The sequence below is a fragment of the Brevundimonas sp. RM1 genome, assembly GCF_052907225.1.
In genome coordinates this window covers 325,457-349,215 of record NZ_JBRERY010000002.1, presented here as the reverse complement: position 1 = coordinate 349,215, position 23,759 = coordinate 325,457, and the positions used below count along the sequence as shown (strand labels likewise).

The 23,759-nt window shown below is 67.9% G+C and carries 24 protein-coding genes; 8 read left to right on the top strand and 16 right to left on the bottom strand.

Going from position 1 to position 23,759, the window contains the following annotated elements:
• The first annotated feature begins 2 nt into the window (after positions 1–2).
• Complete coding sequence (locus tag ACU5AP_RS03640) at positions 3–1,289, top strand: cystathionine gamma-synthase family protein (protein ID WP_128719106.1); 1,287 nt, start codon at positions 3–5, stop codon at positions 1,287–1,289.
• Positions 1,290–1,308: 19 nt separating this feature from the next.
• Here ACU5AP_RS03640 and glmM read toward each other — a convergent pair whose 3' ends face one another.
• Positions 1,309–2,658 carry a phosphoglucosamine mutase gene (gene glmM / locus ACU5AP_RS03635; protein ID WP_128719107.1) on the bottom strand — a complete coding sequence of 450 codons (1,350 nt, stop codon included), beginning with the start codon at positions 2,656–2,658 and terminating at the stop codon, positions 1,309–1,311.
• A 184-nt stretch (positions 2,659–2,842) separates the two neighbouring features.
• Between glmM and glmS the strand changes: the two genes are divergently transcribed.
• The 4 genes from glmS to ACU5AP_RS03615 all read left to right on the top strand — a co-directional run bounded on the left by glmS (position 2,843) and on the right by ACU5AP_RS03615 (position 8,176).
• A complete protein-coding gene (gene glmS, locus ACU5AP_RS03630) occupies positions 2,843–4,657 on the top strand; it encodes a glutamine--fructose-6-phosphate transaminase (isomerizing) (protein WP_128719108.1) in 1,815 nt (604 codons plus the stop codon).
• 83 nt (positions 4,658–4,740) lie between these two features.
• Complete coding sequence (galU, locus tag ACU5AP_RS03625; RefSeq protein ID WP_128719109.1) at positions 4,741–5,619, top strand: UTP--glucose-1-phosphate uridylyltransferase GalU; 879 nt, start codon at positions 4,741–4,743, stop codon at positions 5,617–5,619.
• 437 nt (positions 5,620–6,056) lie between these two features.
• A complete protein-coding gene (locus ACU5AP_RS03620) occupies positions 6,057–7,286 on the top strand; it encodes an NAD-dependent epimerase/dehydratase family protein (RefSeq protein WP_128719110.1) in 1,230 nt (409 codons plus the stop codon).
• A gap of 14 nt (positions 7,287–7,300) precedes the next feature.
• Entirely contained in the window at positions 7,301–8,176 is an 876-nt protein-coding gene (locus tag ACU5AP_RS03615) for an SDR family NAD(P)-dependent oxidoreductase (protein ID WP_128719111.1), read from the top strand.
• Positions 8,177–8,180: 4 nt separating this feature from the next.
• On the opposite strand, the gene ACU5AP_RS03610 is transcribed toward ACU5AP_RS03615, so the two are convergent.
• The 12 genes from ACU5AP_RS03610 to ACU5AP_RS03555 all read right to left on the bottom strand — a co-directional run bounded on the left by ACU5AP_RS03610 (position 8,181) and on the right by ACU5AP_RS03555 (position 18,474).
• Complete coding sequence (locus tag ACU5AP_RS03610) at positions 8,181–8,804, bottom strand: SAM-dependent methyltransferase (protein WP_128719112.1); 624 nt, start codon at positions 8,802–8,804, stop codon at positions 8,181–8,183.
• A 148-nt stretch (positions 8,805–8,952) separates the two neighbouring features.
• The gene (locus ACU5AP_RS03605) at positions 8,953–9,573 is read right to left on the bottom strand and encodes a DUF1134 domain-containing protein (protein ID WP_128719113.1); all 621 of its coding nucleotides are present in this window, start codon (positions 9,571–9,573) and stop codon (positions 8,953–8,955) included.
• Positions 9,574–9,744: 171 nt separating this feature from the next.
• Positions 9,745–10,296, bottom strand: coding sequence for a TIGR00645 family protein (locus ACU5AP_RS03600; protein ID WP_003166428.1), 552 nt, complete (start codon positions 10,294–10,296; stop codon positions 9,745–9,747).
• Between the two features lie 2 nt (positions 10,297–10,298).
• Positions 10,299–12,707 carry a phenylalanine--tRNA ligase subunit beta gene (gene pheT / locus ACU5AP_RS03595; protein WP_446680790.1) on the bottom strand — a complete coding sequence of 803 codons (2,409 nt, stop codon included), beginning with the start codon at positions 12,705–12,707 and terminating at the stop codon, positions 10,299–10,301.
• Positions 12,704–13,123, bottom strand: a complete 420-nt coding sequence (locus ACU5AP_RS03590) for a hypothetical protein (protein WP_003166431.1) — start codon at positions 13,121–13,123, stop codon at positions 12,704–12,706. The genes pheT and ACU5AP_RS03590 overlap by 4 nt, the downstream gene beginning before the upstream one ends.
• An 18-nt stretch (positions 13,124–13,141) precedes the next feature.
• A complete protein-coding gene (pheS, locus tag ACU5AP_RS03585) occupies positions 13,142–14,218 on the bottom strand; it encodes a phenylalanine--tRNA ligase subunit alpha (RefSeq protein ID WP_088410673.1) in 1,077 nt (358 codons plus the stop codon).
• A 59-nt stretch (positions 14,219–14,277) separates the two neighbouring features.
• The gene (locus ACU5AP_RS03580; RefSeq protein ID WP_046652585.1) at positions 14,278–14,481 is read right to left on the bottom strand and encodes a dodecin family protein; all 204 of its coding nucleotides are present in this window, start codon (positions 14,479–14,481) and stop codon (positions 14,278–14,280) included.
• Positions 14,482–14,652: 171 nt separating this feature from the next.
• A complete protein-coding gene (gene rplT, locus ACU5AP_RS03575; protein WP_003166434.1) occupies positions 14,653–15,006 on the bottom strand; it encodes a 50S ribosomal protein L20 in 354 nt (117 codons plus the stop codon).
• 109 nt (positions 15,007–15,115) lie between these two features.
• Positions 15,116–15,313 (bottom strand): 50S ribosomal protein L35, encoded by a 198-nt coding sequence (gene rpmI, locus ACU5AP_RS03570; protein ID WP_003166435.1) that lies wholly within the window; start codon positions 15,311–15,313, stop codon positions 15,116–15,118.
• A 173-nt stretch (positions 15,314–15,486) separates the two neighbouring features.
• Positions 15,487–16,764 (bottom strand): MFS transporter, encoded by a 1,278-nt coding sequence (locus ACU5AP_RS03565; RefSeq protein ID WP_128719115.1) that lies wholly within the window; start codon positions 16,762–16,764, stop codon positions 15,487–15,489.
• 80 nt (positions 16,765–16,844) lie between these two features.
• Complete coding sequence (gene infC, locus ACU5AP_RS03560) at positions 16,845–17,366, bottom strand: translation initiation factor IF-3 (protein WP_003166438.1); 522 nt, start codon at positions 17,364–17,366, stop codon at positions 16,845–16,847.
• Between the two features lie 145 nt (positions 17,367–17,511).
• Positions 17,512–18,474: a glycosyltransferase family 9 protein gene (locus tag ACU5AP_RS03555; protein WP_446680789.1), complete on the bottom strand. Its 963-nt coding sequence runs from the start codon at positions 18,472–18,474 to the stop codon at positions 17,512–17,514.
• 81 nt (positions 18,475–18,555) lie between these two features.
• Here ACU5AP_RS03555 and ACU5AP_RS03550 point away from each other — a divergent pair, with 81 nt between their 5' ends.
• Complete coding sequence (locus ACU5AP_RS03550) at positions 18,556–19,296, top strand: alpha/beta fold hydrolase (RefSeq protein ID WP_446680788.1); 741 nt, start codon at positions 18,556–18,558, stop codon at positions 19,294–19,296.
• A 31-nt stretch (positions 19,297–19,327) separates the two neighbouring features.
• Here the strand turns inward: ACU5AP_RS03550 and hslU are convergent, their stop codons facing one another.
• Positions 19,328–20,635: an ATP-dependent protease ATPase subunit HslU gene (gene hslU, locus ACU5AP_RS03545; RefSeq protein WP_003166441.1), complete on the bottom strand. Its 1,308-nt coding sequence runs from the start codon at positions 20,633–20,635 to the stop codon at positions 19,328–19,330.
• A gap of 72 nt (positions 20,636–20,707) precedes the next feature.
• Positions 20,708–21,277 carry an ATP-dependent protease subunit HslV gene (hslV, locus tag ACU5AP_RS03540; RefSeq protein ID WP_162200519.1) on the bottom strand — a complete coding sequence of 190 codons (570 nt, stop codon included), beginning with the start codon at positions 21,275–21,277 and terminating at the stop codon, positions 20,708–20,710.
• Positions 21,278–21,441: 164 nt separating this feature from the next.
• Here hslV and ACU5AP_RS03535 point away from each other — a divergent pair, with 164 nt between their 5' ends.
• A complete protein-coding gene (locus ACU5AP_RS03535; RefSeq protein WP_128719118.1) occupies positions 21,442–21,852 on the top strand; it encodes a BLUF domain-containing protein in 411 nt (136 codons plus the stop codon).
• A gap of 31 nt (positions 21,853–21,883) precedes the next feature.
• Entirely contained in the window at positions 21,884–22,660 is a 777-nt protein-coding gene (locus ACU5AP_RS03530) for a HesA/MoeB/ThiF family protein (protein ID WP_128719119.1), read from the top strand.
• Here ACU5AP_RS03530 and ACU5AP_RS03525 read toward each other — a convergent pair.
• Positions 22,657–23,643: a 2-hydroxyacid dehydrogenase gene (locus ACU5AP_RS03525; protein WP_446680787.1), complete on the bottom strand. Its 987-nt coding sequence runs from the start codon at positions 23,641–23,643 to the stop codon at positions 22,657–22,659. The two genes, ACU5AP_RS03530 and ACU5AP_RS03525, sit on opposite strands and share 4 nt — an antisense overlap.
• Positions 23,644–23,759 lie beyond the last annotated feature (116 nt).

Below are 23,759 nucleotides of genomic sequence, written 5' to 3'. Positions count from 1 at the left end.
AAATGAACCGTCACCGCACCCGCGTGCTTGGGGATCGCACCCTCGCGCCTGAAACCCTGATGATGGGCTACGGCTATGATCCGGCCCTGTCGGAGGGCGCGATCAAGGCGCCGCTGTTCCAGGCCTCGACCTTCGTCTTCAAATCGGCCGAGGACGGCAAACGCTTCTTCGAGGTCGCCTACGGCCTGCGCCAGCGCGACCCGGACGAGGCCCTGGGCCTGATCTATTCGCGCATCAACAACCCCAACCTGGAAATCCTCGAGGACCGCCTCGCCGTCTGGGACAAGGCCGACAAGGCCCTGGTCTTCTCCAGCGGCATGGCCGCCATCTCGACCGCCATGCTGGCCCTGGTGCGGCCCGGCGACGTCATCCTCTATACGGCCCCGGCCTATGGCGGCACCGAATATCTGTTCGACCGCATCCTGCCCCGCTACGGCGTCAAGGCGATCAGCGTCCCCGCCGCCGAGGGCGCCGACGCCCTGGACGCCGCCATGATCGCCGCCGCCGCCGAGGCGAAGACGACGGGCGGGCGCCTGGCCGCCGTCTATCTGGAGACCCCGGCCAACCCTACGAACCAACTGGTCGACATCGCCCGCGCCGTATCCGGCGCTCGGGCGCTGAGTCAGGCCGAGCCGCCCGCCGTCGCCGTCGACAACACCTTCCTCGGCCCTCTGTGGCAGAGCCCGCTGGAGCTGGGCGCCGACCTTGTCCTCTACTCCCTGACCAAATACGTCGGCGGCCACTCGGACCTGATCGCGGGCGGCTGCATGGGCGGGGCGGACATCATGGCCCGCGTCGGCGAGATGCGGACCATCTGCGGCACCACCGCCGACCCCCACACCGCCTGGCTGCTGCTGCGCAGTCTGGAGACCCTGCACATCCGTATGGAGCGGGCGCAGGACAACGCCCTGATCCTGGCCGAGCGCCTGCGCGCCGATCCGCGCGTCAGCGCCGTCCTGACCGCCGGCGGCCCCGACGCCTCGCCCGAACAGCAGACGATCTTCGAAGCCCAGTGCAAGGGCTCCGGCTCGACCTTCTCGCTCGAACTGCCCGGCGGCGAGGCCGAGGCCTTCCGCATGCTGAACGCGCTGCGCCTGTTCAAGCTGGCCGTCAGCCTGGGCGGCGCCGAGAGCCTGGCCTCGCACCCCTCCAGCATGACCCATTCGGACTACACGCCCGAAGCCAAGGCCCGCAGCGGCATCGGCGACAATCTGGTGCGTCTGTCGGTCGGCATCGAGAACGTCGACGACCTGTGGGCCGACCTGGATCAGGCCCTGTCAGCGATCTGACGGCGCGGGCGGCGGGCGATCAGCCCGCCGCCTTCACCGCCTCGGCGACCTCATTGACCACGCGCTTGACCAGGGCCTCGTCGTCGCCCTCGGCCATGACGCGGATCAGTTTCTCCGTGCCCGACGGCCGGACCAGCAGGCGGCCCGAGCCGTTCAGCGCCGCCTCGGCCTCAGCCATGGCCGCCTTGACCTTGGCGTCCTCCAGCGGCTTTCCGGCGGTGTAGCGGACGTTCTGCAGCAGTTGCGGCACCGGCTCGAACTGACGCGCCAGCTCGCTCATGGGCACGCCCGCCTCGACCAGGACGGCCAGCACCTGCAGCGCCGCCATCAGGCCGTCGCCGGTCGTGGCGTGGTCCTTCAGGATGATGTGGCCCGACTGTTCGCCGCCGATGTTGAAGCCGCCCTCGCGCATCCGCTCCATGACGTAGCGATCGCCGACCTTGGTGCGCTCCAGCGTCAGGCCCTCGGCCTTCAGACGGCGCTCCAGGCCCAGGTTGGACATGACGGTGGCGACCACGCCGTTGCCGTTCAGCCGCCCGCGCTTGGCCCAGTCCAGGCCGATCAGGGCCATGATCTGGTCGCCGTCGACCACATGGCCCTTCTCGTCGCAGATGATGACCCGGTCGGCGTCGCCGTCCAGGGCGATGCCGATGTCGCAGCGATAGCGTTTCACCGCCTCGGACACGGCCTCCGGGTGGGTCGAACCGCATTCGGCGTTGATGTTCAGACCGTTGGGCTCGACGCCGACAGGAAAGACCTCGGCTCCCAGCTCATAGAGGGTCGTCGGGGCCACGCGATAGCCCGCGCCGTTGGCGCAGTCGATGGCGATGCGCAGGCCCTTCAGGCTGAGCCGCTTGGGGAAGGCCTGTTTGGCGATCTCGATATAGCGCGGCGGGGCGTCGTCGATGCGTTTGACCCGGCCCAGCTTGTTCGACGGCGCCAGATCCTGATCCAGGGCCCCGTCCATCATGGCCTCGATCTTCAGCTCGATCTCGTCCGACAGCTTGTAGCCGTCCGGTCCGAACAGCTTGATGCCGTTGTCCGCATAGTCGTTGTGCGAGGCCGAGATCATGATGCCCAGATCGGCGCGCATCGAGCGGGTCATCATCGCCACGCCCGGCGTCGGCAGCGGCCCGAAGGTGCGCACGTCCATGCCGACCGAGGCCAGCCCCGCCACCAGGGCCGGCTCGATCATATAGCCGGACAGGCGCGTGTCTTTGCCGATCACCACCAGATGACGGCGGTCGTCGTCGGTGCGGAACAGACGCCCGGCGGCCAAGCCGACGCGCAGGGCGACCTCGGCCGTCATCGGATGGGAGTTGGCCCGGCCGCGGATGCCGTCGGTGCCGAAGTATTTTCTCTCGCCCAAGGGCGCGGTCCTTCGCTGGCGGCCCCGGAATTGCAAAGAAACCTTCCGAAACCCATTTTTTGATGTCGCCGCTCTCACGATTGCCTAGATGCGATCATCAAGGGCGGAGGTTGATGCCTCCCGCTTACCTCAATTCCGTCGCCCGGCGCAAAAGCGGGCGCAACGTCTCGATCGGAGAGAGCTCATGTGCGGCATCATCGGCGTCACCGGAACCGGCCCCGTCGTCCCCCGCCTGATCGACAGCCTGAAGCGGCTGGAGTACCGCGGCTACGACTCGGCGGGCATCGCCGTCCAGAACGGCGAAGGCGTTCAGCGCCGCCGCGCCAAGGGCAAGATCCGCGAACTGGAGGCCGTTCTGGCCGCCGATCCCGTCGCGGGGACCGTCGGCATCGGCCACACCCGCTGGGCCACCCACGGTGCGCCGACGACGACCAACGCCCACCCGCACAAGGCCGGGCGCGTCTGCCTGGTCCACAACGGCATCATCGAGAATTTCGCCGAACTGAAGGCCGAGATGGAGGCCGAGGGCCGCGTCTTTGAAAGCCAGACCGACACCGAGGTCGTCGCCCACCTGCTGGACCACAAGCTGGCGGCCGGGATGACGCCGCTGGACGCCTTCAAGGCCACGCTGGATCGCCTGACCGGCGCCTACGCCCTGGCCGTGCTGATCGAGGGCGACGATGAGCTGATCCTGGGCGCCCGCCGCGGCAGCCCCCTGGTCGTCGGGTGGGGCGAGGGCGAGATGTACCTGGGCTCTGACGCCCTGGCCGTCGGGCCCTTCACCCAGAAGATCTCCTATCTGGAGGAAGGCGACTACGTCGCCGTGACTCGCACCGGCGCGCGCATGTTCGACGCCTCGGGCCGTCCGGCCGACCGCGCCGTGGTCCAGGTCTCCGCCTCCTCGGCCCTGGTCGAGAAGGGCGAGTATCGCCACTTCATGGAGAAAGAGATCCACGAGCAGCCCGACAGCGTCCAACACACCCTGTCGGAGTACCTCGATCTGGTCTCCGGCAAGGTCAAGGTTCCGTCCGTGGACTTCGCCGCCGTCGAGCGTATCCAGATCGTCGCTTGCGGCACCGCCTTCTACGCCGGCCAGATCGGCAAATACGCCTTCGAACGCTATGCGGGCCTGCCCTGCGACATCGAGATCGCGTCCGAGTTCCGCTATCGCCATCCGGCCGTGACCCAGGGGACGCTGGCCGTCGCCGTCAGCCAGTCGGGCGAGACCGCCGACACCCTGGCCAGCCTGACCTGGTGCAAGGCCCAGGGCCTGAAGACCGCCGCCGTGGTCAACGTCCACTCCTCGTCGATGGCGCGTGAAGCCGAAGTCCTGTGGCCGACCCACGCCGGGCCGGAGATCGGCGTCGCCTCGACCAAGGCCTTCACGGCCCAGGTCGCCGCCCTGCTGTCGCTGGCCGTGGCGGCGGGCGTGGCGCGCGGCCGCATCGACGCCGCCCAGGAGACCGAGCTGGTCAAGGCCTTGTTCGAAGCCCCGCGCCTGATCGCCGAGGCCCTGCAGATGGACGCGGGCATCCACGCCCTGACCGTCGACCTGGCCAAGGCGCGGGACGTCCTCTTCCTGGGCCGCGGACCGATGTTCCCGCTGGCCATGGAAGGCGCGCTGAAGCTGAAGGAGATCAGCTACATCCACGCTGAGGGCTATGCGGCGGGCGAGCTGAAGCACGGCCCCATCGCCCTGATCGACGAGGCGACCCCGACGGTGGCGCTGGCCCCGCTGGACGACCTGTTCGAAAAGACCGCCTCCAACCTTCAGGAAGTCGCCGCGCGCGGCGGCCCGGTCATCATGATCGCCCCGGAAAAGGCGCCCGACCCGCACGGAGCCGGCATCAGCCGCGTTCATGCGCCGGATTGTCCAGCCCTGATCGCCCCGCTGGTCTACGCCGTGCCGATGCAGCTTCTGGCCTATTACACCGCGGTCCAGAAGGGCACCGACGTCGACCAGCCGCGCAACCTGGCCAAGTCGGTGACGGTGGAATAGGCGAACCCGATCCGCCCGGGGGCGTTTGGAAGCTTCACAAATTACGCCTATGACAGGCGCCCCAAGGCTGATCAGGACGATCCATGACGACCTCCCCCGCCCGCCTGCGTAAGGCGGTCCTGCCCGTGGCCGGTCTCGGCACGCGGGTTCTGCCCGGCACCAAGACCACGCCCAAGGAGCTGCTGAACGTCGTCGACCGACCGATCCTCTCCTACATCGTGGAAGAGGCGCGCGAGGCGGGGATTGAGCACATCGTCTTCGTCACCGGCCGCGCCAAACAGGCGATCGAGGACTATTTCGACCACCAGATCGAGCTTGAGGCCCAGCTCCTGGCCAAGGGCAAGACCGAGATCCTGGAGATCATGAACGCCGAGCTGGCCCAGGCCGGCGAGATGAGCTTCACCCGCCAGATGCAGCCCAAGGGCCTGGGCCACGCCGTCTGGTGCGCCCGCGACATCATCGGCCACGAGCCCTTCGCCGTCATCCTGCCCGACGTCATCGTGGATTCTCAGCCCGGCGCCCTGAAGCAGCTGGCCGAGGTCTACGCCGAGGTCGGCGGCAACGTCATCGGCGTCGAGGCCGTGCCCGCGGCCGACACCCATAAATACGGCATCATCGACCCCGCCTCCCACGACGGCCGCCGCTACGGCATGAAGGGCATGATCGAAAAGCCCGCCCAGGGCACGGCGCCCTCGAACATGTCGATCTCGGGCCGCTACATTCTGCAGCCGGAAATCTTCGACCTGCTGGAGACGCAGGAGCGCGGCGCCGGCGGCGAGATCCAGCTGACCGACGCCATGGACCGGCTGATGAAGACGCAAGTCTTCACCGCCTATGAGTATGAGGGCGTGACCCACGACTGCGGCGACAAGATCGGCCTGCTGCGCGCCAACGTCGCCCTGGCCCTGAAGCGCCCCGACCTCGGCGACGCCGCCCGCAAGGCCATCGAAAGACTGCTCTAACCTACCCTTCTCCCCTTGCGGGAGAAGGTGGCAGGCGAAGCCTGACGGATGAGGGGTGGCGACATCGCGTTTGCAAACTCGCCTCCGCTGTCCCGCCTCCTTGCTAAAGAAGCCCGCTCACACCCCTCATCCGAGCGCCTACGGCGCCCACCTTCTCCCACAAGGGGAGAAGGACGAACGGCGCCAGCATAATGAGCGTCAAAAATCGCTTTGATTTCAAAGCCCCGCTTGCTGCAGACCGGCTTCAGCCCACCTTGCTCGCCCGCCGCCTCATGATCGCCGGTCAGGCTCCGCAGCTCGTCCGAGTTCAGACGATTCAGACGAATTGGACTCTGTTTTTCCGCCCTGCGTCGCTTTCGTCGCAGCCAAGCGCCACGCTTTCGCCCCCTCGCGCGTTCGGCTAGGCAGGTTAGAGTGCTGAAAACGAGGTTCGACTGATGCGCGTGATGATTCTGGGCGGCGACGGCTTCTGCGGCTGGCCCACGGCCCTGCACCTCTCGGCGCGCGGCTGGGACGTGCTGGTCGTCGACAACCTCAGCCGCCGCAACATCGACAATGAGCTGGAGATCCGCTCCCTGACCCCGATCCGCACCATGGGCGAGCGCATCGCCGCGTGGAAGGAGGTCTCGGGCCGCACCATCGACTTCGTCAATCTGACCGTCGGCAAGGAGTTCGACCGCCTGGTCGCGCTGATCCGCGACTGGGCGCCCGACAGCGTCGTCCACTTCGCCGAGCAGCGCGCCGCCCCCTATTCGATGAAGTCGGCGCGACACAAGCTCTACACCGTCGACAACAATCTGAACGCCACCAACCACCTGTTGGCCGCCATCGTCGAGAGCGGCCGCGATGTCCACCTGGCCCACCTGGGGACCATGGGGGTCTATGGCTACACCACGGCGGGCCTGCGCATTCCCGAGGGCTATCTGAAGGTCACGGTCGACACCGACCACGGCCCGACCGAGCAGGAAATCCTGTTCCCGCCGAACCCCGGCAGCATCTATCACATGACCAAGACGCAGGACGCCCTGCTGTTCCAGTTCTACGCCAAGAACGACGGCCTGCGGATCACCGACCTGCACCAGGGCATCGTCTGGGGCGCCCAGACCGAGGAGACCCGGCAGGACGAGCGCCTGATCAACCGCTTCGACTACGACGGCGACTACGGCACGGTGCTGAACCGCTTCCTGATGCAGGGCGCGCTTGGCTATCCGCTGACGGTGCACGGCTCGGGCGGCCAGACGCGGGCCTTCATCCACATCCAGGACACGGTGCGCTGCGTCGAGCTGGCGCTGAAAAACCCTCCCAAGCGCGGCGACCGGGTCAAGATCCTCAACCAGATGACCGAGAGCCGCCGCGTCCGCGACCTGGCCCGCATGGTGGCTGAGATGACCGGCGCCCAGATCCACAACGTCGCCAATCCGCGTCAGGAGGCCGACGAGAACGAACTGGTCGTCGCCAATGACCAGTTCCGCGAACTGGGGCTGAAGCCGATCACCCTGGCCGAGGGGCTGATGGCCGATGTGACCGACATCGCCCGCCGCTACGCCGACCGCGCCGACCGGACCAAGATTCCTTGCGTAACCGCCTGGAACGCCGGCCGCGCCGAAGCCCTGCGCGACGAGGCCGAAACGACCGCCCCTTCCCCCGTCCGCGTCCTGTCCGCCTGAAAGACCCAAGCCCGATGAACGAACCCGCCGCCGCCCCGTCCTTGCTGGTGTTCGGCGGCGGCTATCTGGGACAGGCGGCGGCGCGCGAGGCCGTGCGGCGCGGCGGCCGGGCCTTCGCCACCTCGCGCGATCCCGAAACCCGTCAGGCGCTGGCGGGGCAGGGGATCACGCCGATCGATCCGGCCGACGCCAAGGCCCTGGGCGCGGCCCTGGCGGCCGCTCAGGCCGTGCTGATCACCACGCCGCCCGACGCCCACGGCTGCCCCGCCTTGCGCGCCCTGACTCCCCTGTCCGCTGACGCCTGGCCCGACTGGATCGGCTATGTCTCCTCCACCGCCGTCTACGGCGACCGGGCGGGCGGCTGGGCCTTCGAGGGCGATCCGCTGAACGCCGCCACGCTGGAAGGCGCCCGTCGCGCCCGCGTCGAACGCGACTGGCTGGACGGAGCGCAGGGCATGGGGCTGACGCTGCAGATCTTCCGCCTGCCCGGCTTCTACGGCCCCGGCCGCAGCGTCATCGACCGCCTGCGCGCCGGAACCGCCCGCCTGGTGAGAAAGCCCGGCCAGGTGTTCAACCGCATCCATGTGGACGATGTCGTCTCGGGCCTGTTCGCCTCCATGGACCGGCCGCGCCCCGGCGGCGTCTACAACCTGACCGACGACGAGCCGACCTCCGCCGACGTCGTCACCGCCTGGGCGGCTGAACACCTGAAGCTGCCGCGCCCGCCTGAGGTCGACTGGACCGACCCCGAGGTCAGCGAAGCCATGCGCCGCTTCTACCTGGACTCCAAGCGCGTCTCCAACGCCCGCGCCAAGGCCGAACTGGGCTGGCGTCCCCGCTACCCCTCCTACCGCGAGGGACTGGAAGCGATTCTGGCGTCAGAGGACTGAGGCGTCAGAGCGGCTTGCGCGCGATCAGGTCGATCAGGGCCGAAACGCCCGAATGGCCCGGGCCTTCGTCCAGCTCGGCGTCATAGGCGTCGATCCGTTCGATCTCCAAATCGGCGAAGGCCTCACGCAGCAGGGCCTCGGCATAGAGGTTCTCCTCCATCCCCGGTCCGCCCGTGCCATAGGCCAGCTGTTCGGGCCGATAGCCTTCCAGCAACAGAAGGCCGCCGGGCTTCAGCGCCGTCTTCATGCGGGCGAACATCCGGTCACGCGCGGCCGGGCCGACGAATTGGATGAAGACGCCGACGACCACGTCCATCGTCCCTTCAGGCCAGATCCAGTCGTCCAGCCCGCCGATCTGGGCGTCCAGCGCGACTCCACGCCGGGCCGCCAGAGCCTGCGCCTTCTCCACCGCACGCGGCGAGATGTCGAAGGTCAGGACGTCCAGCCCCTGCTGCGCCAACCAGACGCCGTTGCGCCCCTCGCCGTCCGCAACAGACAGGGCCTTCAACCCCGGCTGCAGACGCTCCGCCTGCCGCGCCAGAAAGGCATTGGGCGCCTCGCCGAAACGATAAACGTCATCGGCATAGCGCGCGTCCCAGAAGGCGCGCGTATCGGGCGCAGCGGTCATCAAGCGATCTCCCTTGAGGCTCAAGGGGGATATGGCGACGCTGGCCGCCCCCGCAACCGGCTGCGGCGCGATCACGCACGCCACGCGCAAGCTTCAGCGCCGAGCTTCGCTCAAGCCGCGAGGGTCCGCGACCCGAGCATAGCGACACTTAAAATGGCAGGATGTTGCGCTGGCGGCTGTAGCTCATGGTGCCGACGTTGGCGCCCAGGCGCACGCCGACGCCGGTGCGGATCGGCGCCAGGACGATGCCGTCCGCGCGCTGATAGTTCACGCCCAGACCGGCGACCAGATAGGCCGAGCCCTCGACGCCCGGATAGCGACGATAGAGCATGTCCGGGTGATAGAGGCCGTAAACCAGGGTGAACACCCGGCTGGCGTTGCCGCCCCAATCCCAGCCGATGGAGGCGCCCTGCCAGAACACCTCCTGCGAGGCCGACAGATCCTTCATGTGCAGGGCTCCGCGGCCGTAACGCAGACCGGCCACCACGGCGCCCGCGCCTTCCTCGCCCGCGATATAGGCGGTGGGGCGGTCGCCTTGTTCGGCGAAGATGCGTTCAATGGCGCCGCCTACGGTCTCGGCGGCGATGCCCAGTTCCCGCGAGCCGGCGGTGACCAGTTCGTCAAAGGTGTAGGCCTGGGCCCGCTGATCGGACGCGATCGGATAGTTGGGATCGGCGGGCGGGCGGCTGGCGCAAGCGCCGAGACCGGCGGGCAGGGCGCCGGCGGCGGCGATGCCGAGGCTGGTGCGGATCAGTTGGCGGCGGTGCATAATCAAGGCTCCCGGCTAAGGACGGTCCGCCCGTCGTCGCGGGCTTGGCCTACCGTCCCTGCCTTTTACGGCAGCCTTGGGGCTTTAAGGTTAACCGAAGATTGCCCGCGCCCCGTTAAAGCGTTCCGGCGGATCAAGCCTGCGTCATGCAGACCGGAATCCGCCGGGCCGTCAGTGCTTGTCGGTCTTGGCCGCGATCCAGTCCATCAGCGCCAGAAGCACCCCCGAGGCGATGAAGGTCAGATGGATGATCACCGCCCACATCAGCGCCGCCTCATCCAGCGGATGACCCGGCTTGCCGATGTTCATGAAGCTCTTGAGCAGATAGATGGCCGAGATCGCCACGATGGAGGCGATCAGCTTCATCTTCAGGCCCGAGAAGTCCACCGACCCCATCCAAGGCGGGCGGTCCACGTGGTTCTCGTCCAGATCCAGCTTGGAGACGAAATTCTCATAGCCGGAATAGAGGACGATCAGCAGCAGATTGCCCGCCAGCGACAGGTCCACCAAGCTGAGGATGGCCAGGATGGCGGTGTCGGACGTCATGTGGCCGTCGCCGACGATGAAGGCCTGCGGCAGGTAGTAGAACAGCTCCCGCACGAAGACGACGAGCAGCATCACCAGGGCCAGCACCAGGCCGAGGTAGAAGGGGGCCATCAACCAGCGCGCGCGGAACAGGTTCCGTTCGAACTGGGTCTCGGCCCAGGGCTTCTTGTCCGTCATGTTCAGCTTCTCAGAGTTCCGCCGGCCTTGGTCGCAGCAGACGTGATCTTGGCCGTCAGGGCCTCGATCTCCGCTTCGGTCAGGGTGGCGGCGCGGGGCTGGACCTCGACCTCGATCGCCACCGACTTCTGACCTTCCGGCACGCCTTGGCCGCGATAGACGTCGAAGACGCGCACCTCGGCGATCAGGGCCTTGTCGGCGCCCGCCACGGCGCGGGTCAGGTCGCCCACGGCCTTGGCTTCATCCATCAGGAAGGCGAAGTCGCGGGTCAGGGGCATCAGGTTCGGCAGGTCCGCCGCGCCGCGCGCCTTGCCCGCCCCACTCTTCCCTTTTTGGCCGCGCGGTTCCGGCACGGAGTCGAGCACGATCTCGAAGGCCAGCATGGGACCGTCGGCGTCCAGCGCCTTCAGCACGCGCGGGTGCAGGGCGCCGAACTCAACGATGACGTTCTTGGGCCCCAGCTGCAGCCGGGCCGAACGGCCGGGATGCCACCAGTCGCGGTTCGACCCTTGCGCCAATTGCAGGGAGGCGACCGGGGCGCCGATCTCTTCCAGCACGGCCATCAGGTCGCCCTTCAGTGCAAACAGGGGGTCTTCCCCCGCCCCGCCCCAGTGGCGGTCGGCGTGCGGCGCCGCCAGGCCCGCGATGACGGTGCGCTGGCCGTTCGGCTGATCGTCCAGATAGATGGGGCCGATCTCGAACAGGGCGACGTCGGCGTGGCCGCGCGCAGCGTTGCGCGCGGCCGCCTGGATCAGGTTCGGCAGGGCCGAAGGCCGCATGCAGTCCAGATCGGCCGCGATGGGATTCTCCAGCACAAGGCGCTCGTCCCCGCCGCCGAACAGGGCGGCGATCGACTGCCTGGTGAAGGACCAGGTGACGGCCTCGGCGTAGCCCAGGGCCGCCAAGGCGCGACGGGCCGTGCGCACGCGCGCCTGACGCGGGCTGAGCACCCCGCCCGGCGCCGAGGCGACCGGCGACAGGGGCGCGTCAGGCAGGGCGGCGTAGCCCTCGATGCGGGCGACCTCCTCGACCAGATCAGCCGGACCTTCGACGTCGCGACGCCAGGACGGCGGCGTCACCGACCAGGGCGAGCCGCGCATGACGGTGAAGCCCAGGGCGAACAGAATCTCGAAGATCCGGTCCTCGCCCAGATCCATGCCCGACAGGCGCTTCACATAGGCCGGGTCGAAGGCGAAGGCGGCGGGGGCGGCCGGGGCCTGGCCCGCCACCGTGACCGTGGACGGCTCGCCGCCGCACAGGTCCAGGATCAGCTGCGTCGCCAGCTCCAGACCGGGGACGACCGAGGCGGTGTCGACGCCGCGCGCGAAGCGGTACTGGGCGTCGGAGCTGGCGCCCAGCGAGCGGCCCGTCTGGGCCGTGACGATAGGGTCGAACCAGGCGCTTTCGACGAAGACGTCGACCGTCTCGTCCGAACAGCCGGTGGAGACGCCGCCCATGACGCCGCCCAGGCCGATGGCGCGCTGGCCCCCGTCGTCGGCGATGACGCAGTCGGCGGCGCCCGGCGCATAGGTCTTGCCGTCCAGGGCTTCCATCTGGTCGGCGGCGCCGCGACCGGCGCGCACCACGATCCCGTCGCCCGACAGGCTCGCCAGGTCATAGACGTGCAACGGCCGCGCGCGGTCGTAGGAAATCAGGTTGGTGATGTCGACGAGACGGTTGATCGGACGCAGGCCGATCGCCGTCAGCCGCTGTTGCAGCCACTCCGGCGACGGGCCGTTCTGCACGCCCCGGATCACGCGGCCGGCGAAGACCGGGCACAGCTCGGGCGCCTCCAGCGTCACCGAGACGGGGCTGTCGAACGCGCCGGCGACCGGCGCGATCTCCGGCGTCGTCAGCTTGCCCAGGCCGGCGGCGGCCAGATCGCGGGCGATGCCCGCCACGCCCAGCCAGTCGGGACGGTTCGGCGTCACCTCGAAGTCGATGACCGGCTCGGCGCCGAACACTCCGGCGGCGGGCTGGCCGACCTGCAGGTCGTCGGACAGCTCCAGAATGCCGTCGCTTTCGTCGGGCAGTTCAAGCTCCGCGCCCGAGCACAGCATGCCGTTGGACACCACGCCGCGCACCGGCTTCTCGACCAGGGTCACGCCCAGACCGGGCACATAGGCGCCGATGGGGGCGTAGATGGTGGTCAGGCCCGCTCGTGCGTTCGGCGCGCCGCAGACGATCTCCTTCAGGCCGTCCACGGTCTCGACCTGGCAGACCTGCAGCCGGTCGGCGTTCGGGTGACGCTCGGCCGAAACGATCTTGGCCACCGTGAAGGGCGCCAGGGCGGCGATGGGGTCGTGGACCTCCTCTACCTCCAGCCCGGCCATCGTCATGGCCTCAGCGACCTGATCGACCTCGGCCTCGGTGTCCAGATGGGCCTTCAGCCAGGAAAGCGTGAACTTCATTGGGTCGCACCGTCCTGCGGCTGCGCCAGGGCCTTGGCCATGTTGTCGAGGAAGGCGGACGAGCCGGTGAAGCCGACGCCCAGGAAGTTGCAGTTGATGAACTGGCAGTTCTTGAACGGGATCGGGCCGGTCACGCGCTGCGGACCCTGCGGGCTCAGCATCAGGTTGCGCGGATCGCCATGGGCGTCGCCCATGTTGCAGCCGTCGAAGTTGCAGCCTTCCAGCGGCAGCAGGACGGCCGGCCCCTCGATCAGGCAATTCTCGAACCGGCGGCCTTCAATGACCATGGACCCGGCGCGCGCCGTCTCCATGAACAGCTGGGGCAGCCAGACCGTCTTGTTCGCATAGTTCGGGCCAGGGCCCAGCAGCTCCAGGACGATCGGTTCAGCGGCGGCGGTGTTGGTCGCGTCAGTCATGGGATCGCTCTTTCAATATCAGCTGAGGCCCGACGCCGGGTTCGGCGCGGCGAAGGCGGAGAAGCCGTAGTGCGCCAGCCAGCGCGTATCGGCCTCGAACATAGGGCGCAGGTCGGGCACGCCGTATTTCAACATGGCCAGGCGGTCGACGCCCATGCCGAAGGCGAAGCCCTGATACTCGTCCGGATCGATGCCGCAGTTGCGCAGCACGTTCGGATGCACCATCCCGCAGCCCAGAATCTCCAGCCAGTCCTCGCCCTCGTTCAAGGTCAGCTTGCCGCCGGAACGGTCGCAGCGGATGTCCATCTCGGCCGAGGGCTCGGTGAAGGGGAAGTGGTGCGGGCGGAAACGGGCGTGAACATCGTCCAGCTCGAAGAAGCGGGCGATGAAGGTCTCCAGCGTCGTCTTCAGATGGCCCATGTGGATGTCGCGATCGATCACCAGGCCTTCGATCTGATGGAACATCGGCGTGTGGGTGGCGTCTGAATCCTTACGGAAGGTGCGGCCCGGCGCGATGATGCGGATCGGCGGCTTCTGCGACATCATGGTGCGGACCTGCACCGGGCTGGTGTGGGTCCGCAGCACCTTGCGCTCGCCCGTTTGCGGGTCGGGCTTCAGGAAGAAGGTGTCGTGCATCTCCCGCGCCGGATGCTTGGGCGGGAAGTTCAGCGCCGTGAAGTTGTGGAAGTCGTCCTCGATGTCCGGCCCCTCGGCGACCGAGAAGCCCATGTCGGCGAAGACGGCGACCATCTCGTCCATGACCTGCATGGTCGGATGCACCCCGCCCTTGCGGCGTGGGCGGCTGGGCAGGGTCAGATCGACGCGCTCGGCCAACAGGCGGGCGTCCAGCTCGGCGGCCTCCAGCTCGGCCTTGCGGGCGGCCAGGGCCGACGACACCCGGTCGCGCAGGCCGTTGATGACGGGGCCGCGCTCGCGGCGCTCATCGGGGCTCAGCGCCCCCATGCCTTTAAGCAGGGCCGAGACGGTCCCCGTCTTGCCGAGGGCGGCGACGCGCACCTCCTCGATCGCGGCGACGGTCGAGGCCGCCCCGATGGCGTTGATCAGGTCGAGTTCTAGCTGGGCGAGATCGGTCATGGTCCGCAGCGTCTAGCCCGCCGCAGCCGTCTCGCAAAGCCTTTCAGCGTCGATCCGCCTCAATCCGCAAGGATGAAGGTGACCTTCATGTTGACTCGATATTCGGCGATCGCGCCGTCACGCACGATCACCTTCTGCTCCTGAATCCAGGCGCCTTCGACGTGACGCAGGGTCTTGTCGGCGCGGGCGACGCCCTGAGCGATGGCGTCCTCGAAGCTGACGGTCGAGGACGCGGTGATTTCGGTGACGCGGGCGACAGACATGGCGAAGCCTCCTGAAACGCCGATCGGCGACCGGCTGCCTCACCCCAACGCCCGACACGCCCGAAAGGTCAGGCGCCCCATGAAAAACGCCCGCCCCGGCGACCGGGACGGGCGTTTGTTCTTTAAGCTGAACGCTATCGCGCGGCCTGCATGGCCTCGCGACATGTCGCCTTAGGCCAGGGCCGCGCGAACCTTGTCGGCGATGCCCTTGAAGCCGGCTTCATCGGCGGCGATGGCGGCCAGAACCTTGCGGTCCAGCTCGATGCCCGCCTTGTTCAGGCCGTGCATGAACTGCGAATAGGTGAAGCCTTCGGTGCGGGCCGCGGCGTTGATGCGCTGGATCCACAGGGCGCGGAACGAGCGCTTCTTGTTGCGACGGTCGCGGTAGGCGTACTGACCGGCGCGATCCACGGCGGCCTTGGCGGCGCGGATGGTGTTCTTGCGGCGGCCGTAGAAGCCCTTGGCCTGCTTCAGGACTTTCTTGTGCTTGGCGTGGGACGTAACGCCCCGGGTGACGCGAGCCATTGTAAATTTCCCTTCGGGAAGTCCCTACCGCTCGGCCCGCGGGGCCTCGCTGCTTGAGGGACTTAGTTCAAATTCTATGCGGTTGAGAGATCGTGTCTGCGTGCGCCGATCAGGCGTACGGCATGTAGGACTTGATCTTCTTGGCGTCGGCGTCGGCCATGACCGAAGTGCCGCGATTCTGGCGGATGTACTTCGAGTTGTGGCTGATCAGGCGGTGGCGCTTGCCGGCCACGCCAGCCTTGACCTTGCCCGTCGCGGTGAATTTGAAGCGCTTCTTGGCGCCCGACTTCGTCTTCAGCTTCGGCATTTTCACTCTCTTTATTGAGGGGTCTACCGCCCTTCGGGCTACTTGAGCCCCAAGGTCAGATGACCGATTTAAGACCGCCCAGGCATGCCTGTTCGCCCGGCGGTCCGGTACGCGAAGGCGCGGCTTCTACGCCAAACGGGGACCGGAGGCAAGAAGAGTCCGCGCCGCCCGCTTCAGACCTGAGCCGCCCGACGGCGCGCGGCGCGCCCGGCGTTGATCGCCATGACCGCCGCCGGAACCGTCAGCACCGCCCCGACCAGGAAGGGCCAGTCCGGCCCCACGGCGGAATAGAGAACCCCCGCCACCATGGGGCCGACGATGCGCGCCATCGACCCGGCCGCCATGTTCAGCCCCAGCATGGCCCCCTGCCGATCCGGCGGGGACGAACGGCTGATCAGAGCCGAAATGTTGGGCATGGCCAGCGACATGCCGCAGGCGCCGATCCCCATGACGATGGGAATGATCCACCCGGCCGACACCGGAATGACGAACAGCCCCAGGTCGATCTGCGTCGCCGGGAACCAGGCCGGCGGCGCGACCACCTGCAAGATAAGCGACGTCCCGAACAGCAGCATGCCCGCCGCCAGCACCCGCGCCTCGCCGAAGCGCCGCGCCAGCCGACCGGCCAGCAGCCCCTGGTTCACGGCCGAGACCAGGCCCACGATCATGAAGCTGAGCCCCACCTCGCGCGCGGTCCAGGCGTAGCGGTTCTCGGCCCACAGGCCGAAGGCGGCCTCCATGGCCGAAAAGCCCGCCAGATAGATCAGGCTGACCACCAGGACGCGCGACACCACCTCGTCCGTGCGGGCGAACTGAATCCCCGACAGGAAGGCGGGGCGCGGCGCCGCCGGATCGGCCTTGGCCCGGCTTTCGCGCAGGAAGAACATCACCCCCAGCGCCGCCAGCACCGCCGCGCCCGAGGCCGCGAAGATAGGCAGCTGATAGCCGACATGGCCCATCTGCGGCTGGGCCAACAGGCCGCCCATGCCCGGCCCGACAATGAAGCCCAAGCCGAAGGCGGCGCCGATCAACCCCATGCGCCCGGCCCGACGCTCGGGCGGTGTGACGTCGGCGATATAGCCCTGGACCGTCGAGATATTGCCCGCGCCCAGCCCCGTGAACATCCGCACCAGGATCGCCGCCCAGATGTTGGGCGCGAACGCCAGCAACAGATAGCCTACGGCGTTGGCCGCCAGGGTGATCAGCAGAACCGGCTTGCGCCCGATCCGGTCCGACAGCCGCCCCCAGAAGGGCTCGGCGAAGAACTGACCCAAGGAATAGGCCGAGAACATCAGGGTGATCTGCCACGGCTCGGCCTGAAGGCTCTGGGCGAAGAAGGGCAGCAGCGGCACCACCAGGCCGAACCCGACCAGATTGATGAAGACCACGGCGAACAGCACCGCCAGGGTCGGCGTCCCCGCGCCGGAAGCCTTTGTCGTCTGCGCCGTCATTCGTTCTCGTCTCGCCGGATAGTAAGACGCCCCAGCCATGCGGCCGGGGCGTCTTCAAAGTCTTCAGTTCAAGTCCGCGATCAGCGGGGCGCCAGGATCATGATCATCTGGCGGCCTTCCATCTTGGGCGCGAACTCGACCTTGGCCTCTTCCTCGAAATCGGCCTGGACCTTGTTCATCAGCTTCATGCCCAATTCGGGGTGGGCCATTTCGCGGCCGCGGAAGCGGATGGTCACCTTGACCTTGTCACCGTCGTCGAAGAAGCGGTGCATGGCCTTGGCCTTCACGTCGTAGTCGTGCGTGTCGATGTTCGGTCGAAGCTTGATTTCCTTCAGCTCGACGACCTTCTGACGCTTGCGCGCCTCGGCCTTCTTCTTCTGTTCCTGGAAACGATGCTTGCCGTAGTCCAGAATCTTGCACACCGGCGTTTCGGCGTTGGCGACGATCTGAACCAGGTCCAGGCCCGCCTCCTCGGCGGCCTCCAGCGCGGCCGACAGCGGCATGACGCCCTGTTTTTCCCCATTCTGGTCGATGAGCAGAACGCGGGCGGCGCGGATATCCTGGTTGATGGGCGGCCCGTCCTTTACGGGCGGCGCTTGCATGGGACGGCGAATGGGCGTCGTTTCCTTATGTGATCAGAAGACAGGCGAAACTGGTTGCGAGGATTCAGCGCGCAAGGCTGCGGCTGCGTTCCAAGCGGCCGGAATATGGCGACGCAAGGCCGCTATTTCAAGGGATTTCGGGCCTTCAGGCCTTTACGGCCCCTTCAGCGACATAGGCGTCGTGCAGCTCCAGCACCGCATCGAAGACATGATCGACGCTCAGATCCTCGATCGGGGCGAACTGGCCGCGCGTCTCATTGGACGCCGCCGTGCGCGTCTTCGGCCCCCACGGCCCGTACAGCCACCACTCGGTCGGACCGAACAGGCCCAGGGTGGGCCGCCCCAACGCCGCCGAGACGTGCATCAGGCCGCTGTCGTTTCCGACGAACAGGGTCGCCCGGTCGATGGCCGCAGCCGAGCACAGGATGTCGCCCTTGCCCACGCAGTCGATGGCGCGCGGTCCCGCCGCCTCCAGCGCCGGAGTCGCGGGCGGCCGATCGCCGGGACCGCCGACGGGCATGAAGCGCCAGCCGTCGAAGCGCGGCTCAGCCTTCAGCTTTTCGACCAATTGCCCCCAGCGCTCGGCGGGCCAGGACTTGCCCGGCTGGTGGGCGATAGGCGCCAAAGCGATGATCGGCCCTTCGCCCGGCCCGGCGGCCAGTTGGGGATCAATGACGGCGGCGGCCTCGGCGCGGGCCTGAGCATCGAGGAAGATTTCCGGGTCCAACGGCATAGCCGAGCCCATCAGGCGCGACACCATCTCGACCTTGCGCAACCCCGTCTCCCAGCGGCGGTTGTAGACGATGCGACGCTTGGCCGGGATCAGATAGGCCAGGGCCGAGCCGCGGATGTCCACGACCATGTCCCACTTGGTCCCGCGCACCTGCTTCCAAAGATCGAGCCAGTGTCCGGCGGCCTTCTTCTTGTCGAGGATGATGACGCGCTCGACATTCGGCGCCGAACGGAAGAAGGGAGCGGGCGGGCGACCGCAGGCGACGGTGATCTGAACGCCCGGCAACTGGCGCGCGATCTCGCGGATCACGCCCGAGGAGATGACGCAGTCGCCGATCCGGTTGGAGCTGACGAACAGGGCTTTGGGAGCAGACAAGCGGGCGCCTCGCGGCCTCTGTGAACAATCGTCGTCTCTGCTAAAGCCATTCCGCAAGGAATGACAGTCCGAGGAGTTTTCATGTCCGACGTCCAGACGCTGCAACGCCCCGACGGTGAAACGCTGGCCTATAAGGCGATCAAGGGCGACGGCCCGACCGTCATCTGGATCGGCGGCTTCCGCTCGGACATGGAGGGGGCCAAGGCGCTGGCGCTGGACGCCGCCGCCCGCGAACGCGGCTGGGACTATGTACGCTACGACCACTTCGCCCACGGCGTGTCTTCAGGCGACTGGAAGCAGGCCACCATCGGCCGCTGGCGCGAGGACGCCGTCGCCCTGATCGACAGTCTTGAGGGCCCGGTGGTTCCGGTCGGATCATCGATGGGCGGTTGGGTGGCGCTGCTGGCGACGCTGGCGCGGCCGGAGCGGGTCAAGGGCGTGGTGCTGGTCAATCCGGCGCAGGACTTCACCGAAAAGCTGATGTGGCCGGGTCTGGCCGACCATGAGCGGCAGGCCATCCTGCGCGAAGGCGAGACGGTCATCACCGAGGAAGGGCTCGGCTCCTACGTCCTGACCCGGCGCATGTTCGAGGAGGCCCGCGACTGGCTGCTGCTGGACGGCCGGATCGATATCACCGCGCCGGTCCATGTGCTGCAGGGCCGCGCCGACGATGTGGTGCCGTGGCGTCATCAGGTCGAGCTGGCCGAACGCCTGAGCGGCGGCGACCTGCGCCTCGACCTGATCGAAGGCGGCGACCATCGGCTGTCGAGCCCTGCGGAACTAGAGCGATTGGTGGAAGCGGTGGAGGCGATGCGGGGCTGACCCCGCACCGCCGCGACAGCGGATCAGCCCATCACAGGATGAACCGGCTCAGGTCGACGTTCTTGGCCAGGTCGCCGACCTTCTCGCGCACCTTGTCGCCGTCGAAGATCAGGGTCTGGCCCGACAGGTCCGACGCCTTAAAGCTGGTTTCCTCCAGCACGCGCTCCATCACCGTCTGAAGACGGCGCGCGCCGATGTTCTCGACGGTGGAATTGGCGGCCACGGCGGCGTCGGCCATGGCCTCGACCGCGTCGTCGGTGAAGACCAGTTCGACGCCTTCGGTCGCCAGCAGGGCCTGGTTCTGACGGATCAGATTGGCCTCGGGCTCGGTCAGGATGCGCTTGAAGTCGTCGCGGGTCAGGGCCTTCAGCTCGACCCGGATCGGCAGGCGGCCCTGAAGTTCGGGCAGCAGGTCCGACGGCTTGGCGACATGGAAGGCGCCCGAGGCGATGAACAGCACATGGTCGGTCTTCACCGGGCCATATTTGGTCGAGACGGTCGTACCCTCGATCAGGGGCAGCAGGTCGCGCTGCACCCCTTCGCGCGACACGTCGGCGCCGCCGCCGCGATCCTGACGCGCGGCCACCTTGTCGATCTCGTCCAGGAAGACGATGCCCTCGTTTTCGGCCAGCAGTAGGGCTTCCTTGGTCAGGCTTTCCTGATCCAGCAGCTTGTCGCTCTCCTCGGTGACGAGCGGCGCCAGGGCGTCGCGCACGGTTAGCTTGACCGTCTTGGTGCGGCCGCCGCCCATCTTGCCCAGCATCTCCGACAGGTTCAGCAGGCCGACGTTGCCGCCGCCGCCCGGCATGTCCAGCCCCTGCAAGGGCGAGGTCGTATCGGCCAAAGCGATCTCGATCTCCTTGTCGTCCAGCTCGCCCGCGCGCAGCTTTTTGCGGAAGGCCTCGCGGGTGGCGGGCTGGGAACCCGGTCCGACCAGGGCGTCCAGGATGCGTTCCTCGGCCTGACCTTCGGCGCGGGCCTTGACGCCCGAGCGGCGCTTGTCGCGGACCATGACAAGGGCGCTCTCGACCAGATCGCGCATGATCTGATCCACATCGCGGCCGACATAGCCGACCTCGGTGAATTTGGTCGCCTCGACCTTGAGGAAGGGCGAGCCGGCCAGACGCGCCAGACGCCGGGCGATCTCGGTCTTGCCCACGCCCGTCGGGCCGATCATCAGGATGTTCTTGGGCGTGACCTCATCGCGCAGATCATCCGGCACGCGCTTGCGGCGCCAGCGGTTGCGCAGGGCCACGGCCACGGCGCGCTTGGCGTCGTCCTGGCCGACGATGAAGCGGTCCAGCTCGGAGACGATTTCACGGGGAGACAGATCAGTCATGGTTCAGACGGTCCAGAAATACGCATATCAGGCGCTCAAGCAGCAAGCCGCCGCGCGGCGAGCGATAGCGCCCTACAGACTTTCAATGGTGAGATTGCCGTTGGTGTAGACGCAGATGTCGGCGGCGATCTTCATGGCCTTGCGGGCGATCTGTTCGGCGTCCAGCTCGGTGTGCTCGTCGATCAGGGCGCGGGCGGCGGCCAGGGCGTAGTTACCGCCCGAGCCGACGGCGGCCACGCCGTATTCCGGCTCCAGCACGTCGCCGACGCCGGTGACGGTCAGAATGGTGTCCTTGTCGGCGACCAGCAGCATAGCCTCCAGCCTCCGCAGATAGCGGTCGGTGCGCCAGTCCTTGGCCAGCTCGACGCAGGCGCGAGCCAGTTGGTCCGGGTACTGCTCCAGCTTGGCTTCCAGCCGCTCGATCAGGGTCAGGGCGTCGGCCGTCGCCCCAGCGAAGCCCGCCAGAACCTTGCCGTTCGCCAGGGTGCGCACCTTGCGCGCCGCGCCCTTGACGATGGTCGGCCCCATGGAGACCTGGCCGTCGCCGGCGATGACGGTGCGGCCGTTCTTGCGCACCGCCAGAATGGTGGTGCCGTGCCAGTCGGGGAAGTTCGAGGCGCTCATGTTCATGGCCGTTGACATGGCGAAGCCCGTGGCCCGCCGCAAGATCAGGCTTTGTCGCAACCGCCCGAAAAGCTTAACCATAAGAGATTCTTAATCGCCCCATGACAGGGGAACGCCCCCGGCCGCCCCATCATCTCGCCGTCCGCGAGGCGGGGGAGGCTGCGTTTGCGTTTCGAGTTCCCTTGCCCCTGCACCGCGCCATCTATGTCAGCGACGCCGTCGGCGGCGCAGCGACCAGCCTCCTGATCCTGGCGGAGATCCTCGGCGAGTCCGAGCGCAACAATCGCCGCGAAGGTCTGACCAGCGCCCTGATGCGCCATGGCGGCCAGTTCCTGCAGATCATCGAGGGCCGCCGAACCGACGTCGACCGCCTGATGGACCGGCTGCGGGTCGATCCGCGCCATGAAAACCTGCGCCTGTTGTCTGATGTCGCTGTCAGCGGTCGCCGGTTCGGCGACTGGCCCATGATCCTGGCCGAGCTGACGCCCGAGGCGGCCCGCCTGTTGAACGGCGAGGCCCTGGACCAGCTCAGCCCCGCTCGCGCCGAGGCCCTGCTGGCCCTGGCCGTCGGGATCGCGCCCGTTCCGGCCTGACGCATCCGTCCGACTGCGCTAGACAGTCGGCGTGACCCAGTCTTCCGCTCCTCTCGCCCCGGTTCGCTTCTCCGACGAGGAAGTCGACCGCTACGCCCGCCAGCTGGTGCTGTCCGAGATCGGCGGTCCCGGCCAGCAGGCGCTGAAACGCGCCCGCGTGCTGATCGTCGGCATGGGCGGGGTGGGCAATCCGGCCGCCCTCTATCTGGCCGCCGCCGGGGTGGGGACGCTGGGCCTGATCGACGACGACACGGTCGCCCTGTCCAACCTGCAACGCCAGATCGCCTTCACCACCGAAGACCCCGGCCGCGCCAAGGTCGAGGCGGGCGCCGCGCGGCTGAACGCTCTCAACCCGCACGTCACGGTCCAGACCTTCAACCAGCGCGTCACGCCGGACAGCGCGGCGGCTCTGATGCGGGACTTCGACCTGGCGCTGGACGGCACCGACGATTTCGAGACGCGGCTGGCCGTCAACGCCGCCTGCGTGGCGACGGGCAAGCCGCTGGTCTCCGGCGCCCTGGGCCGTTGGTCGGGGCAGGTGTCGGTGTTCGAGGGGCGGCCCTGCTACCAGTGCCTGGTGCCCGAGATTCCGCCCGACGCCGAGACCTGCGCCCGCGTCGGCGTGGTCGGCGCCCTGGCCGGCGTCATCGGCGCCATGGCGGCGCTGGAGGCGATCAAGCGGATCACCGGCGCGGGTGAGCCGCTGACCGGCCGCCTGATGCTATACGACGGCCTGGCGGGAACCAGCCGCGTCGTGAAGATCGCCGCCGATCCGGCCTGCGCTGTCTGCGGGTCAGCTCACGCCTAGAGCATCGCCGGGATGACCCGGTCCGGCGGGCGGTGGCCGTTCTGATAGGTCATGATGTTGGCGATCACCCGGTCGCCCATGTCCTGACGCGCCTCAAGGGTGGCCGAGCCGAGGTGAGGCAGCAGCACCACGTTCGCACGGCCGAGCAGACCCGGATGCACCTTGGGCTCGTTTTCAAACACGTCCAGACCGACGCCGAACAGGGCGCGGCGGTCCAGCGCCTCGACCAGAGCGGCTTCGTCGATCAGTTCGCCACGCGCGGTATTGACCAGGATAGCGTGCGGCTGAAGCCGGGCCAGACGCTCGGCCGACAACAGGTGGTGCGTCTCCTTCGTCGCCGGACAGTTCAGCGAGACGACGTCCATCCGCGCCAGCATCTGATCCAGATCGTCCCACCAGGTCGCGCCCAGTTCTTCGGCGATCATGTCCGGGACGGGCTTGCGGTTGTGATAGTGGACCTGCATCCCGAAAGCCCTGGCGCGACGAGCCAGAGCCTGGCCGATGCGGCCCATGCCGACGACGCCCAGGCGCTTGCCCCACAGCTTGCGGCCGCACATCCAGGTCGGGCTCCACCCCTCGAAGCGCCCGGCCTCGACCACGCCTGCGCCCTCGACGATGCGGCGGCTGACGGCCAGGATCAGGCTCATGCCCAGATCGGCCGTGTCCTCGGTCAGGACGCCCGGCGTATTGGTGACGATGATTCCTCGCCCGACGGCGGCGTCGATGTCGATGTGATCCACGCCCGCGCCGAAGTTGGCGATCATCTTCAGCTGATCGCCCGCGCCCGCGATCAGTTCGGCGTCCAGCTGGTCGGTGATGGTCGGCGCCAGCACCTCTGCCCGCTGCAGGGCCGCGGCCAGTTCATCGCGCGACCTCGGCCGGTCGGTCAGGTTCAGCTCGGCGTCGAAAAGTTCGCGCATCCGCGTTTCGACCGCGTCAGGCAGGCGTCTGGTTAATACGACCTTAAGCTTGCGAGCGGACATAGGAGACCTGGGTTTTCCACGGGCGGCGCCCGTTCGGAACGGGTCGATATTCGGTGTCTAGCAAAGCTGCGGTCAGGATCAAAAGGGCGCCTCGCGTCGCGGCCCTCGCCGCTGTC

What these genes read in the sequence shown, in the direction of transcription:
- glmS (WP_128719108.1), top strand. Translation starts at nt 2,843, where the DNA reads ATGTGCGGCATCATCGGCGTCACCGGAACCGGCCCCGTCGTCCCCCGC.
- rpmI (WP_003166435.1), bottom strand. Translation starts at nt 15,313, where the DNA reads ATGCCGAAGCTGAAGACGAAGTCGGGCGCCAAGAAGCGCTTCAAATTC.
- ACU5AP_RS03580 (WP_046652585.1), bottom strand. Translation starts at nt 14,481, where the DNA reads ATGTCTGTCGCCCGCGTCACCGAAATCACCGCGTCCTCGACCGTCAGC.
- ACU5AP_RS03610 (WP_128719112.1), bottom strand. Translation starts at nt 8,804, where the DNA reads ATGACCGCTGCGCCCGATACGCGCGCCTTCTGGGACGCGCGCTATGCC.
- pheS (WP_088410673.1), bottom strand. Translation starts at nt 14,218, where the DNA reads ATGACCGATCTCGCCCAGCTAGAACTCGACCTGATCAACGCCATCGGG.
- ACU5AP_RS03615 (WP_128719111.1), top strand. Translation starts at nt 7,301, where the DNA reads ATGAACGAACCCGCCGCCGCCCCGTCCTTGCTGGTGTTCGGCGGCGGC.
- hslU (WP_003166441.1), bottom strand. Translation starts at nt 20,635, where the DNA reads ATGACTGATCTGTCTCCCCGTGAAATCGTCTCCGAGCTGGACCGCTTC.
- galU (WP_128719109.1), top strand. Translation starts at nt 4,741, where the DNA reads ATGACGACCTCCCCCGCCCGCCTGCGTAAGGCGGTCCTGCCCGTGGCC.
- ACU5AP_RS03640 (WP_128719106.1), top strand. Translation starts at nt 3, where the DNA reads ATGAACCGTCACCGCACCCGCGTGCTTGGGGATCGCACCCTCGCGCCT.
- infC (WP_003166438.1), bottom strand. Translation starts at nt 17,366, where the DNA reads ATGCAAGCGCCGCCCGTAAAGGACGGGCCGCCCATCAACCAGGATATC.
- ACU5AP_RS03550 (WP_446680788.1), top strand. Translation starts at nt 18,556, where the DNA reads ATGTCCGACGTCCAGACGCTGCAACGCCCCGACGGTGAAACGCTGGCC.
- ACU5AP_RS03600 (WP_003166428.1), bottom strand. Translation starts at nt 10,296, where the DNA reads ATGACGGACAAGAAGCCCTGGGCCGAGACCCAGTTCGAACGGAACCTG.
- rplT (WP_003166434.1), bottom strand. Translation starts at nt 15,006, where the DNA reads ATGGCTCGCGTCACCCGGGGCGTTACGTCCCACGCCAAGCACAAGAAA.
- ACU5AP_RS03605 (WP_128719113.1), bottom strand. Translation starts at nt 9,573, where the DNA reads ATGCACCGCCGCCAACTGATCCGCACCAGCCTCGGCATCGCCGCCGCC.
- ACU5AP_RS03590 (WP_003166431.1), bottom strand. Translation starts at nt 13,123, where the DNA reads ATGACTGACGCGACCAACACCGCCGCCGCTGAACCGATCGTCCTGGAG.
- ACU5AP_RS03620 (WP_128719110.1), top strand. Translation starts at nt 6,057, where the DNA reads ATGCGCGTGATGATTCTGGGCGGCGACGGCTTCTGCGGCTGGCCCACG.
- hslV (WP_162200519.1), bottom strand. Translation starts at nt 21,277, where the DNA reads ATGTCAACGGCCATGAACATGAGCGCCTCGAACTTCCCCGACTGGCAC.
- ACU5AP_RS03565 (WP_128719115.1), bottom strand. Translation starts at nt 16,764, where the DNA reads ATGACGGCGCAGACGACAAAGGCTTCCGGCGCGGGGACGCCGACCCTG.
- ACU5AP_RS03525 (WP_446680787.1), bottom strand. Translation starts at nt 23,643, where the DNA reads ATGTCCGCTCGCAAGCTTAAGGTCGTATTAACCAGACGCCTGCCTGAC.
- pheT (WP_446680790.1), bottom strand. Translation starts at nt 12,707, where the DNA reads ATGAAGTTCACGCTTTCCTGGCTGAAGGCCCATCTGGACACCGAGGCC.